The organism is Metallosphaera yellowstonensis MK1 (assembly GCF_000243315.1).
Taxonomy (GTDB): domain Archaea; phylum Thermoproteota; class Thermoprotei_A; order Sulfolobales; family Sulfolobaceae; genus Metallosphaera; species Metallosphaera yellowstonensis.
Map to the genome: position 1 here is coordinate 526,480 of NZ_JH597770.1, position 16,033 is coordinate 542,512.

The 16,033-nt window shown below is 46.0% G+C and carries 13 protein-coding genes and 2 pseudogenes; 6 read left to right on the forward strand and 9 right to left on the reverse strand.

The features are described 5' to 3' along the window. Positions 1 to 5: 5 nt before the first annotated feature. The 3 genes from METMK1DRAFT_RS13675 to METMK1DRAFT_RS13685 are packed head-to-tail and all read right to left on the reverse strand — an operon-like array spanning position 6 to position 4,271. Positions 6 to 1,814: an ATP-binding protein gene (locus METMK1DRAFT_RS13675; RefSeq protein WP_009075208.1), complete on the reverse strand. Its 1,809-nt coding sequence runs from the start codon at positions 1,812 to 1,814 to the stop codon at positions 6 to 8. Continuing rightward, positions 1,811 to 2,911 (reverse strand): DNA double-strand break repair nuclease NurA, encoded by a 1,101-nt coding sequence (locus METMK1DRAFT_RS13680; RefSeq protein WP_009075210.1) that lies wholly within the window; start codon positions 2,909 to 2,911, stop codon positions 1,811 to 1,813. Before METMK1DRAFT_RS13680 ends, METMK1DRAFT_RS13675 begins: the two co-directional genes overlap by 4 nt. A gap of 46 nt (positions 2,912 to 2,957) precedes the next feature. Further along, complete coding sequence (locus METMK1DRAFT_RS13685; RefSeq protein ID WP_009075212.1) at positions 2,958 to 4,271, reverse strand: FAD-dependent oxidoreductase; 1,314 nt, start codon at positions 4,269 to 4,271, stop codon at positions 2,958 to 2,960. A 50-nt stretch (positions 4,272 to 4,321) separates the two neighbouring features. On the opposite strand from METMK1DRAFT_RS13685, the gene METMK1DRAFT_RS13690 reads away from it, so the two are divergent. The 4 genes and pseudogenes from METMK1DRAFT_RS13690 to cysS all read left to right on the forward strand — a co-directional run bounded on the left by METMK1DRAFT_RS13690 (position 4,322) and on the right by cysS (position 8,144). Continuing rightward, positions 4,322 to 4,759 carry a hypothetical protein gene (locus tag METMK1DRAFT_RS13690; protein ID WP_009075215.1) on the forward strand — a complete coding sequence of 146 codons (438 nt, stop codon included), beginning with the start codon at positions 4,322 to 4,324 and terminating at the stop codon, positions 4,757 to 4,759. A 224-nt stretch (positions 4,760 to 4,983) separates the two neighbouring features. Beyond that, a pseudogene (locus METMK1DRAFT_RS13695) lies at positions 4,984 to 5,349 on the forward strand (helix-turn-helix domain-containing protein); the annotation flags it as partial. A 10-nt stretch (positions 5,350 to 5,359) separates the two neighbouring features. Further along, positions 5,360 to 6,559: pseudogene (locus METMK1DRAFT_RS13700) on the forward strand (IS200/IS605 family accessory protein TnpB-related protein); the annotation flags it as partial. 184 nt (positions 6,560 to 6,743) lie between these two features. Then, positions 6,744 to 8,144 (forward strand): cysteine--tRNA ligase, encoded by a 1,401-nt coding sequence (gene cysS, locus METMK1DRAFT_RS13705; RefSeq protein WP_009075221.1) that lies wholly within the window; start codon positions 6,744 to 6,746, stop codon positions 8,142 to 8,144. Here the strand turns inward: cysS and METMK1DRAFT_RS13710 are convergent. Beyond that, positions 8,125 to 8,550, reverse strand: coding sequence for an NUDIX hydrolase (locus tag METMK1DRAFT_RS13710; RefSeq protein ID WP_009075224.1), 426 nt, complete (start codon positions 8,548 to 8,550; stop codon positions 8,125 to 8,127). The genes cysS and METMK1DRAFT_RS13710 overlap by 20 nt on opposite strands. A 50-nt stretch (positions 8,551 to 8,600) precedes the next feature. Between METMK1DRAFT_RS13710 and METMK1DRAFT_RS13715 the strand changes: the two genes are divergently transcribed. Together METMK1DRAFT_RS13715 and METMK1DRAFT_RS13720 are read left to right on the forward strand one after the other, a co-directional pair. Beyond that, positions 8,601 to 9,875, forward strand: a complete 1,275-nt coding sequence (locus METMK1DRAFT_RS13715) for a hypothetical protein (protein WP_009075226.1) — start codon at positions 8,601 to 8,603, stop codon at positions 9,873 to 9,875. Between the two features lie 67 nt (positions 9,876 to 9,942). Continuing rightward, complete coding sequence (locus tag METMK1DRAFT_RS13720) at positions 9,943 to 11,208, forward strand: Glu/Leu/Phe/Val family dehydrogenase (protein ID WP_009075228.1); 1,266 nt, start codon at positions 9,943 to 9,945, stop codon at positions 11,206 to 11,208. Here the strand turns inward: METMK1DRAFT_RS13720 and METMK1DRAFT_RS13725 are convergent. The 5 genes from METMK1DRAFT_RS13725 to METMK1DRAFT_RS13745 form a co-directional block, all read right to left on the reverse strand. Beyond that, a complete protein-coding gene (locus METMK1DRAFT_RS13725) occupies positions 11,200 to 11,481 on the reverse strand; it encodes a TIGR00304 family membrane protein (RefSeq protein ID WP_009075232.1) in 282 nt (93 codons plus the stop codon). The two genes, METMK1DRAFT_RS13720 and METMK1DRAFT_RS13725, sit on opposite strands and share 9 nt — an antisense overlap. 5 nt (positions 11,482 to 11,486) lie before the next feature. Further along, complete coding sequence (locus METMK1DRAFT_RS13730) at positions 11,487 to 12,971, reverse strand: ATP-dependent nuclease (protein ID WP_009075234.1); 1,485 nt, start codon at positions 12,969 to 12,971, stop codon at positions 11,487 to 11,489. Positions 12,972 to 13,081: 110 nt separating this feature from the next. Continuing rightward, positions 13,082 to 13,861, reverse strand: coding sequence for an SDR family oxidoreductase (locus METMK1DRAFT_RS13735; RefSeq protein WP_009075236.1), 780 nt, complete (start codon positions 13,859 to 13,861; stop codon positions 13,082 to 13,084). Continuing rightward, on the reverse strand, positions 13,845 to 14,480 hold the full coding sequence (gene udg / locus METMK1DRAFT_RS13740; RefSeq protein ID WP_009075238.1) for a type-4 uracil-DNA glycosylase: 636 nt from the start codon (positions 14,478 to 14,480) through the stop codon (positions 13,845 to 13,847). The genes METMK1DRAFT_RS13735 and udg overlap by 17 nt, the downstream gene beginning before the upstream one ends. Further along, positions 14,458 to 15,975, reverse strand: coding sequence for an MFS transporter (locus tag METMK1DRAFT_RS13745; protein WP_009075240.1), 1,518 nt, complete (start codon positions 15,973 to 15,975; stop codon positions 14,458 to 14,460). The genes udg and METMK1DRAFT_RS13745 overlap by 23 nt, the downstream gene beginning before the upstream one ends. Positions 15,976 to 16,033: the final 58 nt, after the last annotated feature.

Consider the following 16,033-nt stretch of genomic DNA (forward strand, 5'->3'; position numbering starts at 1 on the left):
ATCACCTAGGTTCTGGATAGATCGTAGTGCCCAATGGGTGGAGGTATAGGTATCCTGAGCTTGAGTTTTCCCTGTCTCAGCCACGGTGAAATCATATAAGCTACACCGTTCTTCTCCCAGCTTAATAGTTTTGCCTCGCTTTTGGTGAGGCCCAAGCTCTCCCCTATCTCCGCTGACGTCCTAAAGACTAGCTTGGTGTTGGCCAACTGTACTACTATGTCGCTCAGATCTGAAGGGTTGTGTGTGGAAAACAGAAAGCCTATCTTCCTCCTTCTCCCTAGTCTCATCATAGTGGAGATCTTGCTCGCTACTCTCCTCACGTAATTGCTATCTTCCTCCCACCCATGGTTAGAGGGGAAGAACCTGTGGGCCTCATCTATCACGATTAGAAGTCTGTTCTTGACTTCTCCCTTCTTCATCATAGTCTCCCTGATCTGAAAGGTTCTATCTAGGAAGTAGTAGGCCAAAATCTTTTGGGAGAAATCGTCTGGCTCTTGATTGTAGAGGTCGACAACTAAGAACCTGCCCGATTTCAACGTCGTTGAGAAGGGACTCCTGGGAGCCCTGAGGTCAAAGAGTCCTGTCTCTCTTAACAGATATAATCCCCTCAGGATGTTCTCCCTCGTGCTCTTATGTATCTGTAGCTTCTCGAATGTGGATTCGTCAAGGGCGTGTATCAGCTCATCGAGTGTATTACTGTCATTGAACTCTCTGGTTAGAATCTTTAAGAAATGAGACGCCTGCTCACTGAAATAAGGGTTGAGCCTGTGGAGGATCCTCTTTACCTCCTTAAAGCTGAAGAAGAAAGGATGAAGGTTCAGGGAGGACCTCCAACCCTCTGTCTCTACGCTTATTTTGAGGTTTTCGAAGCTAACGTTCAGTTTCATCCCCTTGTTCTCCAGATAGTTGACTAGCGGTTGAAGGTAAAGTCTATAGTAAACTCTGGACAGTTCCTCCTCTGATCCATTTTTCCTGAGATTTTTCCATAACCATCGCCGAGTTATTGGAAAGATCACATCCATTTCCAGGGACTCGATTGGTGCAGAGAGCTTGGAGAACTCCTTCATACTGTTCCTGACGTGTTCAGAGGTTAAGTCTGGTGGAAGGAAGGAATGATAATAATCGCCTGTCGCATCAAGTACCATTACCTGATCCTCCTTCAAGAGGAGCAGAATCGATGATATGAGGTTCTTAATGAAAGAGGTCTTCCCGGCTCCTGTGGTTCCCACGACCAAGGAGTGAAAATTCAACTCCTCTGGTCCTATTCCGACTTTGGCCTCAGAATTCGCGTAATCCAGGTAGCCCAATTTTAATGCTCCCCTATTGATTCCCAGGGCCCTTTCAATTATCTCGGAGGCAGGAATTATCACAGGAGATTGAGGCTCTATGACTATGTCTGCAGGCACAGCCTCTTCCTTAGAGAGTGGATCAAGCCTAGTGAGCATCTCGCATTTCAATATAACGTTACTTATCAGGGTTCCAGGATCCTCGTCCTCCACCAATTTGGGGAGCAGGTCGTTCGTATTGAAAAGGGAAGAGGAAACGTCGCTCCTCTCGTAGCCTACCACCCTGAGTAAGACCAACTGTAAAGTCCTTATGTCGACGGATCCCAAAAGTATGCCCATCTTTCCTAGATAGTCCGCTGAGTAATAGGTCTCCGGATCTATTACAACGTATACGTACAAGTTTTCCTCATCGATCTTGTTGGGAACGTACTTAGACACTCTTCCGACCAACTTACCCAAGCTCACGGCTAGGGTTCTAGCTCGACCTATCCTGTCCCTCATACCCTGATATAGTTCGTCAGTGGTCAACTGGGAGCACCTTCTAGCCTGCTGTAGAAGCTCTCTTGGATACCGTTTAACGTCAAGCTACTTATGAGGAGGGAATATATAGCGTTTGACATCTCTTTGGCAGCTTTGTCTGACATGGCCAGAACTTTAGGTATACCGTCTCCAGTTATGGGGAGTGTACCTACCTTCTCCCACAAATCACCTTCCTGGAGGCTCTCTATCCTCAGGATGGAGAATTTCTTAACGTACGGATGAAATGGAATGATGAGATAACCTGAGTAAACCTTCGTGTCGTAAAGCGTCCTCTGGATTGGGCCTATCTTCATGACACGAAATGGAGGCTTCAAATTTTTCATAGCCAAGTAAGTTAGAAGTCCTTCGTCTGAGGAGAAGACCAAGGGATTTACGCCAAATTTTGATCTAAAATCCCTGATCACTTCAGGATCTCCTAAAGCGCTGACTAGAATCTTGGAGGCATTCAGCCTTTTCACAATTCCAACAAAGTTCTTCCTAACTGCTCTTTTTCTTGCATCTATGAGTTTCTCCCTGTGAGACTTGGGGAGGAACAACAAGTTAGGGAAGAGTGGTCCGTCCACTAGGACCAGTCTGTCTCCTTTTACTCTAGACATGAAGGACGTCTCAAGACCAAAGCGGAGCTCTGACTCCAATGTCCTTATGACCTCTGGAGAGAGAGTGGTTCCATCTGTAGAGTAGTTAGCCACGAAGGGAGAGCCTAAGAAGTCCTCTATTCTCGAACTGGATCTGAAGCCACCGACTACGGCTATGAAGGGATCTGAAAGGTCTAACGTTCTAGACTGTTCAAAGGAGGGAAACAAACCTATGACTCCCTTGATGTTAGAGACTAATGCCACAGAGCTTACTGAAACTAAGCCTCTCGAAGAGAGGAAACTTCTGCTACTCCCGTCCATGGCAAGAATTTCTCCGGGATCTTGTACCTGCGGATCAAGTTCGCCTAGGGCCTCGTCCAAGTTGTTTAGTAATTTAGACTCTTCCAGGATCGTCGGCTGCCCATCTAGGGGTAAACTATCGAACTGGAAGGCGATATATTTTGCCACCAGACCGCTAAGTAATTCGCTTAACCCTCCCCTAGCACTCATTTTAGGATAATTATTAATTATAGAAATATTTAAATATGCCGTATTACTAGTCCTTCAGCAATTGTCGTGCTGCCACAGTCAGGGGATCCCACACCTGCGATATAGCCGGCAAATACCCCATTTCAGCGAAGAAGAGTTCTTCCACGGTAACTCGCTTCTGCAATGCCACGCTTACTGCGTCAAGTCTTCCTAAGACTTCCTCTCCTCCAACGATTTGGGCTCCCAGGAGCCTGTTAGTGTCAACCTCTGCGACTAGCCTAACGTAAATGTCCTTCCCTCCAGGATAATATCTAGCCCTAGTCTTTGCCTTTATGGTTTTGCCTATAGTCTTGAGGCCAACGGTTTTGGCTTCTCTCTCGCTCAGACCGACCTTTCCCACGAACCACTCCTCAAACTTTGTGATCATGTTTCCCGTAGTTCCTGGGAATGCTGTTCTCACTCCCCCGATATTACTTCCGGCCACAAATCCCATCTTGTTTGCTACTGGTGCAAAGGGCATCCAGACTCTTGTGCCGGAGACTATATGCGTAGTCTCCGCAACGTCTCCAGCGGCGAACACGTTTTTCCTGTTGGTCTCCATGAACTCGTTCGTATAGATAGCACCAGTCTCGCCCAGCTTGATCCTACCTTCGACTAATTCCACGTTAGGTCTCACTCCGAGAGCTAATATCACACCGTCAACCTCATATTTTCCCCAGTTCGTTTTGACCAGTCTCCCGTCCCTTATTTCCTCTATCTCCTCAGAGAGTCTCAGATCCACCTTCCGGGACATAACATCCGTGACTACCTTGCCGAGGTCTTCGTCAAGCAACTTGTTAAGTACATAATTTCCTCTATGAATTAGCGTCACTTTCTTACCTACTTCTGTCAAAGCTTCAGCCATTTCCACGCCTAAGATACCTCCCCCGATCACTGCTATCTTATTTAAAGACCACAACCTTTCCCGAAGTTCCTTCGCGTGTGCCGGATGATGAACAAAGAAGACCCTCTCCCTACTTCCCTCGATCCTATGGAAGTCCTTGGGAACAGCTCCCGTGGCTATTACTAGATAATCATACTCGTACTTCTCTCCCCCAGACGTGCTCGCAACTCTTGAGTCCAGGTCTAACTCGGTGACCCTCGAACCTATCCTCACGTCTATTTTTCTCTCTTTCCTAAAGAATTCCGGCGTGTATGTCATGAAGAGTGATTCCTCGTGGAAGAGACCCTCCACATAATAGGGTATACCACAGGGAGCGTGACTGACCATCTTTGTCTCTTCTAGAACCGTGATCTCCATTTCAGGCCTGAATTTCCTAGCTCTCGAGGCTGCAGACATACCAGCAGCTCCGCCACCTACAACGAGGAGTCTTTCGACCATGAAGTGAGTTCTCCCTCAAGACTTTTATGTGTTGATGGATATTTTACACCATGACCTCAAAAGGTAGGATAGAAGAGCTGATCTCGAGCCTTGAAGGAACTACTGCAGTGGGTTTGAGTGTGGCAGAACAAGGGATAGTGAATTTCGTGAAGTTGGAACTCAAGAAGATGTCACTTCATTTGACGCATTTCAACAAGGAGATGACGGAAGGGAGATGGGACAATGCATTGGTAGCGTTCCTCACCATGGTACAGAAGGCCAACCTCCTCTACTCTTATCTGATGCAACCGTCTGTACTGAGCACTCTGGTTACTAGTAGAATAGGAGAGACAGCTGAGGAAACTCTCGATACTATATCCCTGACCCTCGGAGAGGCTTTGACGAGATTAAAGGGTAAACAAAAGGAGATGGGTATCGAGAGCATAAGTGCTAATCTTAACTCGTCACCCCCATCTTTCAATATATCTATTGTGATGAAGGGTACCTGACTACTGCATTATTAACCTTCTTCCGAAACGTTTCCTCGAGGAGTTTTCGGTCAAGTCGTGAAATTTCCACGTTAACGGTCAAAACATCTGGAAGTGAACGGAAAAAGACACTTTAGCTAGAGGAAGGGCTGAGTGGAACTCGTGTGACCTTGGCGAAGCCCAGAGACTAGTGACTATTACTACGTGCAGAAGGAAAGACTATAACACTTATGCATGACTTTTAAATACTTCTAGCTACTTTTAATTACTGTGAAAGATATCTAACTCCTAGTGAGGTCGCTGAGATATTCAGCATGAGTAGGAGTGGTGTTATTAAGTGGATTAGGGAAGGGAAAATCAAGGGTGTTGAGGTTAACGGTAGGTGGAGAATTCCTTACAGTGAGGTCGAGAGGTTACTAAGCAGTGAAAGGGTTAAACAAGTAGCAATTTATACAAGAGTTTCATCAAATACACAGAAAGACGACTTGGAGAGGCAATTAAACGCGTTGAAGGAATGGGTTAAGAGAACTTTTGGCAAGGCGAGTGTAATAGAAATCAAGGATATAGGCTCTGGATTGAAAGAAGATAGGAGAGGTTTAAAGAAACTCTTAGGATGACACTATACTCTCAGAGAGCTTGCCAACTACTAGGAAGAAGTTACACGAGAGGTTTTACAATCACTATAAGGAGAAGTACCTTTTCCTACCTTCTAGGGTTATTGAAGGTGCTTACATTGTTGCAAGTAGGATTGTTAAGAGCTTCAGAGAAAGGAGGAAGAAAGGGCTAACTAGGAAGGATAAACCGGAGTACAAGAGAGTCGTGATCACAATACCCAACACGATTAACTGGAGGTTTAACAAAGTTTCTGTCAGCGTTTTAACTCACAAGGGTTGGGTTGAGATTCCACTCAGAATAACTAAGCAATTTACCCACTATTTGTACGATGGCTGGAGGGTTTCGCAAGAGTTAAAGTTAAGGTTAGTGGGTAGGAAAGCCCTAGTTTGGTTAGGATTTGAGAAGGAGGTTGAGGTAGAGACCGAGGAGGGTAATTATATCTCAATGGACGTTAACGAGAATAACGTCACCTTAGCAGTTTTTGAGGGTTTCAAACTCAAGGAGTTGAGGCGTTATGAGACTGGGTTAGGGAGGATAGTCCTTAACTACTCTTTAAGGAGGGAGGAGATTACTAAGGGGTATTCAACGAAAGGCGAGTTAATAAAGAAGAAGTTGAGGAGACTGAGGGAAAGGGAGAGGAAGCTTGATATTCTGAGGAAGACTGTTAAGAGGATATTCGAGCTGGCTAATGAATTGAAGGCTAAGGTTATTGTCGGTAAGTTTTCCTTCAAGGCTAAGGATAGGATGGAGGGTAACAAAGATTCTAGGCTTAGGCATAGGATTCATCAGTGGAGTGTTGTGAAATTCTCGGAAATGTTGAAAACTCAGCCAGTTGACGTTGAGGAGTTTTCTGAGGCTTATACCTCGTCGATCAATCCCTTTGACGGTAAGAAGTTGAGGAAGGGGAAGCAAATCAAGGAGATGATTACCAAGGTTTTTAACCCCTACCTGATGACGGGCACTGCTCACGAGGGTGGGGGAATTAGAGTACTGAAGGTAAATGCTAGGTATTTGGAGAGTAATCAAGGACTATTGGAGAGGGATTCAGTTGCTCCTCTTAACTTGGCAAGAAAGGTGGATGGGAGGGTAGTGATGTTTCCCTCGACTAGCCCCAATGACTTAAGGGTGACTGTGTATGATCCCTCAGCAGGGGTGCCCGTGGCGGAATTAGAAGTGATTAAAGAAGATAAGTTACGCCACGGGTAAACACTTGCGGAGTCTCGGAGTATCAGTTTTCTTCTCTTAGTATTTTAAAGGCCTTAAATAACCTCATCTCGATTAGTCATCCCTCCTATAACCCTGGAATGCCTGCCGTGCGTTCCATTCATAATTTTTAAGAGTGTGAATCTATGATCTAGGAATACGCCGAAATAACTCAGAGGTAACCGCTTTGATAACCGTGTACAACACGTTCGGAAGGAGAGTGGAAGAGTTTAGCCCCTACGATCCCAATCTAGTGAAGATGTATGTCTGTGGTCCCACAGTCCAAGATGAGGTCCACATAGGTCACGGAAGGACCTTCGTCGCATTTGACGCTATCAGTAGGTATCTCCGGTTGAGTGGATTCAATGTGATAAGGGTTCAGAACATAACCGATATCGACGACAAGATAATAAAGAAGGCTCAGGAAACCGGAACCTCATGGGAGGAGGTAGCGGATAAATACGCTAAAAGTTACCTCGAAATGATGGAAAGGTTAAAGGTCAAGATAGACCTCCACCCTAAGGTGACCACCCATATCTCTCACATCATAGATTTCATACAAAAACTCATTGACAAGGGGCACGCTTATGTCTCCAACGGGAGCGTCTATTTTGACGTGGATACGTTCCCTCAATACGGGGAACTCTCAAACATTAAGAGGGAGGAGTGGAATCAAGGTGAGGAGTTCCTTAAGGAGAAGAGACATCCCTATGACTTCGCTTTATGGAAGGCATACAAGCCTGGAGAGCCATTCTGGGAGTCCCCTTGGGGGAAGGGCAGGCCAGGTTGGCACATCGAGTGTTCCACAATGTCTACCAGGTATCTGGGTCTAAACATAGATATTCACGGGGGAGGAATGGACTTAGTATTTCCTCACCATGAGAACGAGAGGGCCCAGACCGAGGCACTCACAGGAAACAGGTGGGTTAAATACTGGATGCATGTGGCCTTCCTTAACATCAGGAAGGAGAAGATGTCCAAGTCCAAAGGTAACATAGTTCCACTAAAGGAGGCGGTGAGCAAATATGGGCCCTCAGCGTTAAGATACTGGTTCCTGTCCTCTCAGTATAGGTCGACCGTGGAGTACAGCGAAGAGGCGATGGAGCAAAGTTCGAGGGCCTTAGACAGATTGAGAGATGCCTTGTCTATCCTCAGGAAGATAATTCAGGAGGGCCCTAAGCACTTCTCCAGGGACGAGGATATCCAAGTACAGGCGGAGTTGGTTCAGAGGGTTTCCCAATTTAGAACAGCCCTAAATAACGATTTTGATACTGCTTCGGCACTTTCTGCCATACACGAAGTGGCCACTCTGGTATTTTCTAAGCTACAATACTCAGAGGACGCGTTGGGTGCGTCGATAGCATTGGACGCTTTTAGGCAATTCAATGAGGTGTTCGGAGTTATGGACGAGGAGTTCGCTGTAGAGCTGGAGAGACTGACGAGAGTCATAGATGCGGTGGTTGAGATCAGGAACTACCTGAGGAAAAACCAAATGTATGATCTTTCGGATCAGATTAGACAAATATTAGCCCAGGGCGGGGTTAAAGTCTTAGACGGGAAGGAAAAATCTACTTGGAGATTTCAGTGAGGAAGAGAGGTATTTTCTCCCCTCTAAAGAATCTCTCCAGCATCTCTCTAGTTGTTGGGGAGAGATCCAGACTCCTCCACTCCTCAGTGCTGAGGAACTTGGCCTCCTTGGCATCTGAGGAAGGCGTGAGCGATCCTCCGATCTCCTCACAGAGAAAGTCCAAAATAACGTAGTGATAACCCTCAGCTAACACCTCCACTACAGCCATCAATACCCTAGGTTCAACATCTAGGTTAGTCTCCTCTTTCATTTCCCTCCTCAATGCGTCCCTGAGCGTCTCCCCAAATTCCACCTTCCCACCAGGTATGGCCCACCTATCCTGGTTGGGCGGATGTTTTCTCCTGACCAGGAGGACCTTTTCTCCTCTGAACACCACTCCTCCAACTGCGACCAGTGGCCTGCTCACATGAGGCAGTAAGGATAAAAGTTATTAAATCAACTCAGTCTTCTATACTGATGTCACGTCATACGCTGATTCCCGTCACGATTCTCATAGTCATGGTTGTGGGTCTTGTCTCACCTGTTGTTGGTTCTCTAGTATTCTATCCCACCGGAAATCAGGCCCTACCATATCAGGTACCTTTGTCCTTAGAATATTCACTAAAGGTCTACAATCAATCTACCTCAGGTAACCACACTGTCACTAAGCTAGTGGAGGAAGCCCTGATAATGTACCAGGCACAACTCCTAAAGGGCACGCTAATTCAGGTCCACGTCAACTCCAATTTCACCCCGTTGGAGAACTTCACTCCAGTGAGGTCAGGAGCATACAACCTAAGCTACGTCCTGTCTCCCCTGAGTCCGCTCTATCCCTACATATACCCTGGTTTTCTCTCAAACTCCACTTCGTACGCAATATCTACTCCAAACTCTTACCTGATTTTAAGTTACGTGAATGCCACTAACGTCACGTTGATGGGTAACTACTACAGGGCGTTCATCTATCGTGAACTCAGTCCATCGTTGATGTCCCTGACAGTCCTAGAAGACGGTGTCCTTTATCAGGAGAATCAGACTCACGGTAGCCTCAACTACGTCCTAACGTTACGTAACTTCTCCCTATCTCAGGATATACAGACACTGAATGTAACCCAAACCCAGGGATACCTCTACTCCAACCTCACGTATTCTAGTTTCTCCAGAACTTTTCAGCCCTCAGGTTACCTGGAATACGTGTACCCCGCTGAGTTTCCAGGAGGTTTACTAGCATCTGCAGTATATCAAGTGGAACCATTCCAAGCATTTCCCTTAGGCGGTTTCACGAGCTTTCACAACATGTTTGTGAACTTCGTTTTGAACGTTGGTAACATGACTCAAATTCCAAGCAATTTCGTCATTGTAAACGGGAGTTCCGCAACATGGAACGGGGTGGCCTACACACTCGTGGGTAACACGCTTCTGAACTTAAGTAATGGTACCGTTCAAGTCTCAGTCTACAAGCACGTGGAGACGATAGGTAACATCACGGCATCTACCACATATATTTACGTTGCTAACGGCCTTCTGGTGGAGGAAGAGTACAATCAGAGCTATCCTGGGGGTTACGCCTTTAAACTTGTCCTGATCCCCAACGGCTATATAGACCCTAACCAACACTTCCCCGACGTAACCGGTTACTCCAACGATACGCTTCCATATAAACCTGTACACCCTACTTCCGCCTTCGTCTATACTGTAGTGGCCACCCTGATCATCGTCGCAATTCTTGTGATTCTACACAGGAGACTTTGAAATCACTTAAACAATTAAAGTGTAGGATCAGAAAAATTTTTTAATAAATCGTTCCAAGAAATTATTAATGACCTCGGTAGAAGAAGTTTTAACTTCGAACTTATATACACAACAGACTAAAAAATTATATAAAATAGGCGAGATCCTAGGTCTCCATGAGGACCAGCTAGCCGCCCTCTCCACACCTGAGAGAGTCATCCAGGTAAAGGTTCAAATTAGAGGCGACGGAGGAGTAATAAAGACCTTCACGGGCTGGAGGTCTCAACACAATAGTGCATTAGGTCCTTACAAGGGTGGAGTAAGATATCATCCTAACGTCACTCAAGACGAAGTGATCGCTCTCTCCATGATAATGACGTGGAAGAACTCCTTACTCCAATTGCCCTATGGGGGAGGTAAGGGAGGGATAAGGGTTGATCCGAAGGCACTAAGTAGGGAGGAGCTCGAGCAATTGTCTAGGAACTTCATTGACGCTATTTATAAGTACATAGGTAGCAATATCGACATCCCTGCTCCTGATGTAAATACGGACTCCCAGATAATGTCGTGGTTTCTAGATGAGTACACCAAAATATCTGGAAAGATAGATCCAGCAACGTTCACGGGTAAACCAGTGGAGTTGGGAGGCCTCGCCGTGAGGGAGTACAGTACTGGTCTTGGAGTTACCCATACAGCGAAGTTAGCTGCAGATAAGTTCCTAGGAGGAATAGAGGGGAGGAGAGTGATCATACAGGGATTCGGAAACCTTGGTAGCTATGCCGCCAAATTCTTTGTAGAGAATGGCGCTGAGGTGATAGGCGTCAGCGATTCCAAGGGGGGAGTGATAGATCCTAAGGGGCTAGACGTTAAGAAGCTTGAAGAAGTGAAGAAGGCCACAGGATCTGTAATAAACTATCCCGAAGGGAAGAAGGTGAGCAACGACGAGTTGTTGATCTCAGACTGTGACATACTAGTGCCAGCTGCCCTCGAGAATGTAATACACAAGTATAATGCCCCGAAAGTCAAGGCTAAATTAATTGTTGAAGGGGCGAACGGGCCTCTAACTGCAGATGCAGATAGCATGCTCAAGGAGCGTAATATTCCTGTCGTTCCTGACATCTTGGCAAACTCTGGAGGAGTTGTAGGTAGTTACGTTGAGTGGGCTAACAATAGGATGGGCGAAATAATAGGAGAAGAGGAGGCAAAGAAGCTCATACTCAATAGGATGGAAATGGCCTTCAACGCTGTCTATAACAAATATAATAGCCTGGGAGATCAAGACCTTAGGACCGCAGCCATGGTAGTAGCTGTCGAGAGGGTAGTCAGAGCCATGAAGATCAGGGGACTAATATAACAGCGGCAATAGGAACAAGACGACGAGAATTAATGTGATAATTAAAGCAACTATCATCATCCATTTTTCTATCCTCCTGGACGTCCCAAATATTATGGGGATAGGACCTATAAATATGACACCCCCTGCCTCGGTTCTTTCTTTTTCCTCTCTCCCTTCTTCACTCTCTCCTCCAGATCTCCTGATTGCCCTAAATGCTGTGATCAGTACGTCAAAGAACACTAATAGAAACCCCACGAAGATGAGAAGTAAGGCTAGACCTACTAGATCCATAAAAGTTATGCTACCTGTGCCGTTTTAATCTTATTCACAAGGATCTCCAACTCTTTCGGTATTTCTATGGAATCGATTCTCGATATTATTTCGCCTATGGAGGCACGCATACTACCGTAGTCTATTCCCCTTCTCTTTAGGACATTCACAAGCCATCTCAAATTATCTTCTCTAGATAGGTCCCTCATCTCCTTATCGTCGGGATATATACCTATTCTCTTTAGGGCCTCCAGCATACCGCTCTTGCTGTAGAAAGACTCTACCTCTTTGCTCAGGGGAAGACATAAGTCTCTTAGTTCATTGTCCACCTTGTCGCAGAGTCCCAGGAGCAAGATGTCCAGTTTAAGTGTGTCCCTCAACCTCAGCCACGTTTGGAGCTCCAAGTCGCTCTTAACGTTGAAGATCACGATACCGTTGTGCTCTGGACTAACGTTCAATTTCCTTAGCCAATTAAGGATTACTTTGGGCTCAGCCATCTCACTGGCTACTATTATGGTCTTGTTGAAGAGTAGATCTCCTAGGCTGACACCCAGTAAGGATAGGGATGCTCTGATTTCGTCAGTTGGCTGAAAGCTTATGGTCTTGGACGCTGTTTGACCCCTCTTCAATACGATGTAGTTATCCACCTCCGAGGAAACTATGAAGGGCGAGTGAGTGGTCATAAACACCTGGAGTATATTACTGTCAGTCCAGGACTTGAGGAGTTTAGCTATCTTGTATTGCATTATCGGATGCATGTTTACTTCCGGTTCCTCAACCAAGAGTACCTTGTTTCCGCTCAACCAAATCACGAATAAGATGAGGATTATTCTCTGAAAACCGCTGGCAGCAAGGTCGATGTAGATTGGAAGGTTGTAGACGTTGAGCACCAGTTTCTTGGAGTCCCAAATCTCTATTCCCCTAACCTCAGGTATAGTGTTACTGACCAGGTTAGCGAAGTCGTACCAATACTTACGTAAGTTTATGGGTGACCTATTCAGCCCAACGATCCTCTTAAGGACATCATCAAAGTAATTTTGATCAAATATGGGCACATATTCAATCTGTCCCGAGGCGTAGTCTAAGAGCTTCCTCGCCTGTTCCATCTCGTCTCTAGAAGGCACCGAGCCGTTTACCCTAAGAAGGTCAAGATCCCACTCCAAGTAGCCGTTCACGTACCTGAGCTTGTTCACCACCTCAATGGAGAAAGTCTGAGACTTTCCAAGAACCTTCTCGACCTCCTGTTCCACGAACTGAATCCTCCCACCGAGGATAATGGTTCTCGAAGTATCGTAACCATTCCACATAAGGAGATATTCTTGATTCCTATCCTCTACAGATCTCTTCTCCAAACCTGCCGTCAAGTTCTTGACAAAGAGGTATATCGCTGATAGCAAGTTGGTCTTTCCGTAACCATTGAAGCCAACTACTACGTTAAAGCCTCCAAGCTCCCTAAGGCTGACCATCTCCAGACTCCTGAAGTTACTGGTGTAGAACTCGGTCAGTCTCAATAGTATCACTTGAAGTGTATTACTTATCAGAATTCATATAACAGTTAGGCCCTTAATTTCCGTCTTGTTCTAAGATAGAGAAAAAAGGGAGTATTATCAGCCAAACAACTTTAAAGAGCTGCCCTTATCCATCCGCCGTCAACCGGGATTATTGCACCGTTAACATAGGTAGCCAGATTAGAGGCAAGGAAGATGACCACATTGGCTATTTCTTCGGGCTTTGCGATCCTACCTAAGGGTACATCGCTTACTATCTCTGAGATGACCTGTTCCTCGCTTTTGCCCTCCCTTTTAGCCCTATCCTTGGCTAATTGCGTCACCCTCTCCGTCAGAGTCCAACCCTGCATTATTCCGTTCACGAGGATTCCCTTCTTGCCCAACATTCTAGATGCAGACTTTATCAGACCTGCAAGGGATAGTCTGACCACATTAGAGAGGTCAAGGTTATCTATGGGTTGCTTCAGAGTTACGGATGTGGTCAGTATTATTCTTCCTCCACTTTCCATGTGTTTAGAGGCCTCCCTAACAGCGACAACAGCACTCATGAGCAGGAGATTGTAAGCCTTATACCAATCCTCATCGGAGAGTTCTAGAAAGTTTCCAGGCTTAGGACTTCCAGTGACGTAGGCTAATACGTCGAGACCACCTAGAAGAGACCGTCCCCTTTCGATCAAAGCCTTTACTTCCTCAGGCTTAGTGAGATCTGCCTGGACACTATATACTCTGCCAAACCCCGATAGCGACTCGTGCGCTCTCTTGAGCGAAGAGGGATTCTCGGATGAAATGACAACTGAGGCTCCTTCCTCAAGGAACCTTTTGGCAGTAGCGTAACCTATCCCCCTACTGGACGCCGTGACTATTACTCTCTTGTTTTCAAGACCTAGACTCATTCCCATCAAAGAAGTTATCAAGGGTGATGGCTTTTGAGGCTATCGATCCTCCAAGGAGTTCCTTAAGTTTCGAGAAGTCGGACTCCAACTCTCTCATGAGTGATGGGTTATAGAGCGCAGCAGCGGGATGATATGTAGGATATATCAATAGTTCTCCGAAACCAGTCTTTAGCTTGAATGGCCTTCCCCTCACCTTGGATATACTAGCTTTCTCGTTTCCCGCGAGTGTAAGGAAGAACGCAGTGGAATGCCTCCCCAGAGTAACCACTACCTTAGGCCTGATCATCTCCAACTGAATGAGCAGATAAGGAGAACATGCCCGAATTTCGTCCTCCTCAGGATCCCTGTTGTTTGGAGGTCTACATTTAACTAGATTTGTAATATATACTTGCTCTCTCTTTAAATTCAAGTATTTATCGATAAGCTTTGTTAGTAGGTTCCCGGCTGCTCCGACGAATGGCCTTCCCAACTCATCCTCTCTGGCTCCTGGAGCCTCTCCGACAAACACTATCTTACTTTCTCTATTGCCCTCTCCAGGAACAGCATGAGTTCTGGTTGAGCTCAATTTACACTTAGTACAATTTAGTATCTCCCTCTCAATGTCCTCCCACGATTTCATTCTTCTGTAAACTGGGACTCCTCACATTTATGTCCTTTGCGAAGGAAGATACCACGGTCATCGTCACTGCAAGGGCAGTAGCAACTAGGTATATGAGCGAGAAGGCATGGTCAGAGGGAAGCATGATTGGATAGTAAATCGAGTTTCCACCTAAGGGAATGTACTCCACTATGCTTGCCTGGTAAGTCCCCATTATAGCTCCAGCGACAGAAGGACCGATGGTTCCTCCGATGAGCCTGAACACCGTGTTTATGGATGTCGCCGTCCCCATGACTTGTCTCTCTACCGAGAAAGTGAGGATGTTGATTAGGCTGACGTTTAATAGAGTTGCACCCAACATGGCGAGGCTTCCAAAGAGTATCACAGTTGAGATTGCCTCAGATGAGCCCCCGAGAGTTAGGAACGATAAAGCCAGGTATATGGGAACAAGGATTAGAGAGCCAAGCAACATAACGTTCTTAGCCCCACTCCTGGTTATCATCTTGCCCGCAATTGGACCAGTAACTAGTTGTACGAGCGCAGTTGGAAGTAACGCTATTCCAGTAGCCTGTATATCCATAGAGTACCCTATAGGGTTTGGTTCCTCTAAGAGATAAGTCAGGGTCTGAGACCCCATGAATATGGCAAACCCTGCTATTATAGCAGCCAGATTTGCAACTAAGACATTTCTCCTCTTAAGTAGCTTAACTGCTATCAAGGGGAAAGGACTCCTTGCCTCGAGGTATATGAAGAAAGAGAAAGTAGCTCCTGCCCCAATGAGGAAGGCCAAGGTCTCAGGAGACGACCATCCCCAAGAGGGAGCTTCACTGAAACCTATGATCATTAAGGCCAACGACGTCCCAAGGACTATTGCACCTAAGTAGTCTATCTTTACGTTAGGGTTCCTATACCTGGACTCCCTAACTTGGGTGGAAGTGAGTATAGCCATGAGTACAACGAATGGTATCACACTATGATAGGTGTACTGCCATCCGAAGTTTTGTGAGATGTATGCTCCTATTGGTAAAGAAATTGCAGTTCCAGCCCCAAACATAGCACTGACAATTCCTTGGGCAGTTGGTACCATATTGGGAGGAAATTCCTCCCTTATCAGGCTGAAAGCTAAGGGGAACATAGCCAGACCCAGTCCCTGTATTGCCCTGGAGAAAACTAGGAAATCGAAGTTGGGAGAGAATCCAGTTAAGGTGACTCCTAGGGCATAGATCCAGATGATGATTCCCAGAACTCTCTTCTTCCCATAAATGTCGCCTAGCTTTCCCGCTATTGGGTTCATGACTGCACCGGTCAAAAGGTAAACAGTTAAAACCCAACTCACCTGAGATGCCGTAACACCAAAATCCTCCTCAATCTTCACAAGTGAGGGTATTAACATGCCTTCAGTATACATAACTACGATGGAGAGTGGGGCAAGAACAGCTAACGCCTTATAGGCGTACTTGATGTCGTATCCGTCGTGGCCTCGTGAGTCCCCCATTGGAGGCTTTGGAACTTCCATCAGAACTCCTAACGATATATCTTAATTTGTTTAAAAGTTTAAGTTTATCATTCGTAAG

Bases quoted from the DNA above. Each gene is read 5' to 3' on its own strand.
- METMK1DRAFT_RS13690 (WP_009075215.1), top strand. From the start codon at position 4,322: ATGACCTCAAAAGGTAGGATAGAAGAGCTGATCTCGAGCCTTGAAGGA.
- METMK1DRAFT_RS13745 (WP_009075240.1), bottom strand. From the start codon at position 15,975: ATGGAAGTTCCAAAGCCTCCAATGGGGGACTCACGAGGCCACGACGGA.
- METMK1DRAFT_RS13725 (WP_009075232.1), bottom strand. From the start codon at position 11,481: ATGGATCTAGTAGGTCTAGCCTTACTTCTCATCTTCGTGGGGTTTCTA.
- udg (WP_009075238.1), bottom strand. From the start codon at position 14,480: ATGAAATCGTGGGAGGACATTGAGAGGGAGATACTAAATTGTACTAAG.
- METMK1DRAFT_RS13685 (WP_009075212.1), bottom strand. From the start codon at position 4,271: ATGGTCGAAAGACTCCTCGTTGTAGGTGGCGGAGCTGCTGGTATGTCT.
- METMK1DRAFT_RS13720 (WP_009075228.1), top strand. From the start codon at position 9,943: ATGACCTCGGTAGAAGAAGTTTTAACTTCGAACTTATATACACAACAG.
- METMK1DRAFT_RS13715 (WP_009075226.1), top strand. From the start codon at position 8,601: ATGTCACGTCATACGCTGATTCCCGTCACGATTCTCATAGTCATGGTT.
- METMK1DRAFT_RS13680 (WP_009075210.1), bottom strand. From the start codon at position 2,911: ATGAGTGCTAGGGGAGGGTTAAGCGAATTACTTAGCGGTCTGGTGGCA.
- METMK1DRAFT_RS13735 (WP_009075236.1), bottom strand. From the start codon at position 13,861: ATGAGTCTAGGTCTTGAAAACAAGAGAGTAATAGTCACGGCGTCCAGT.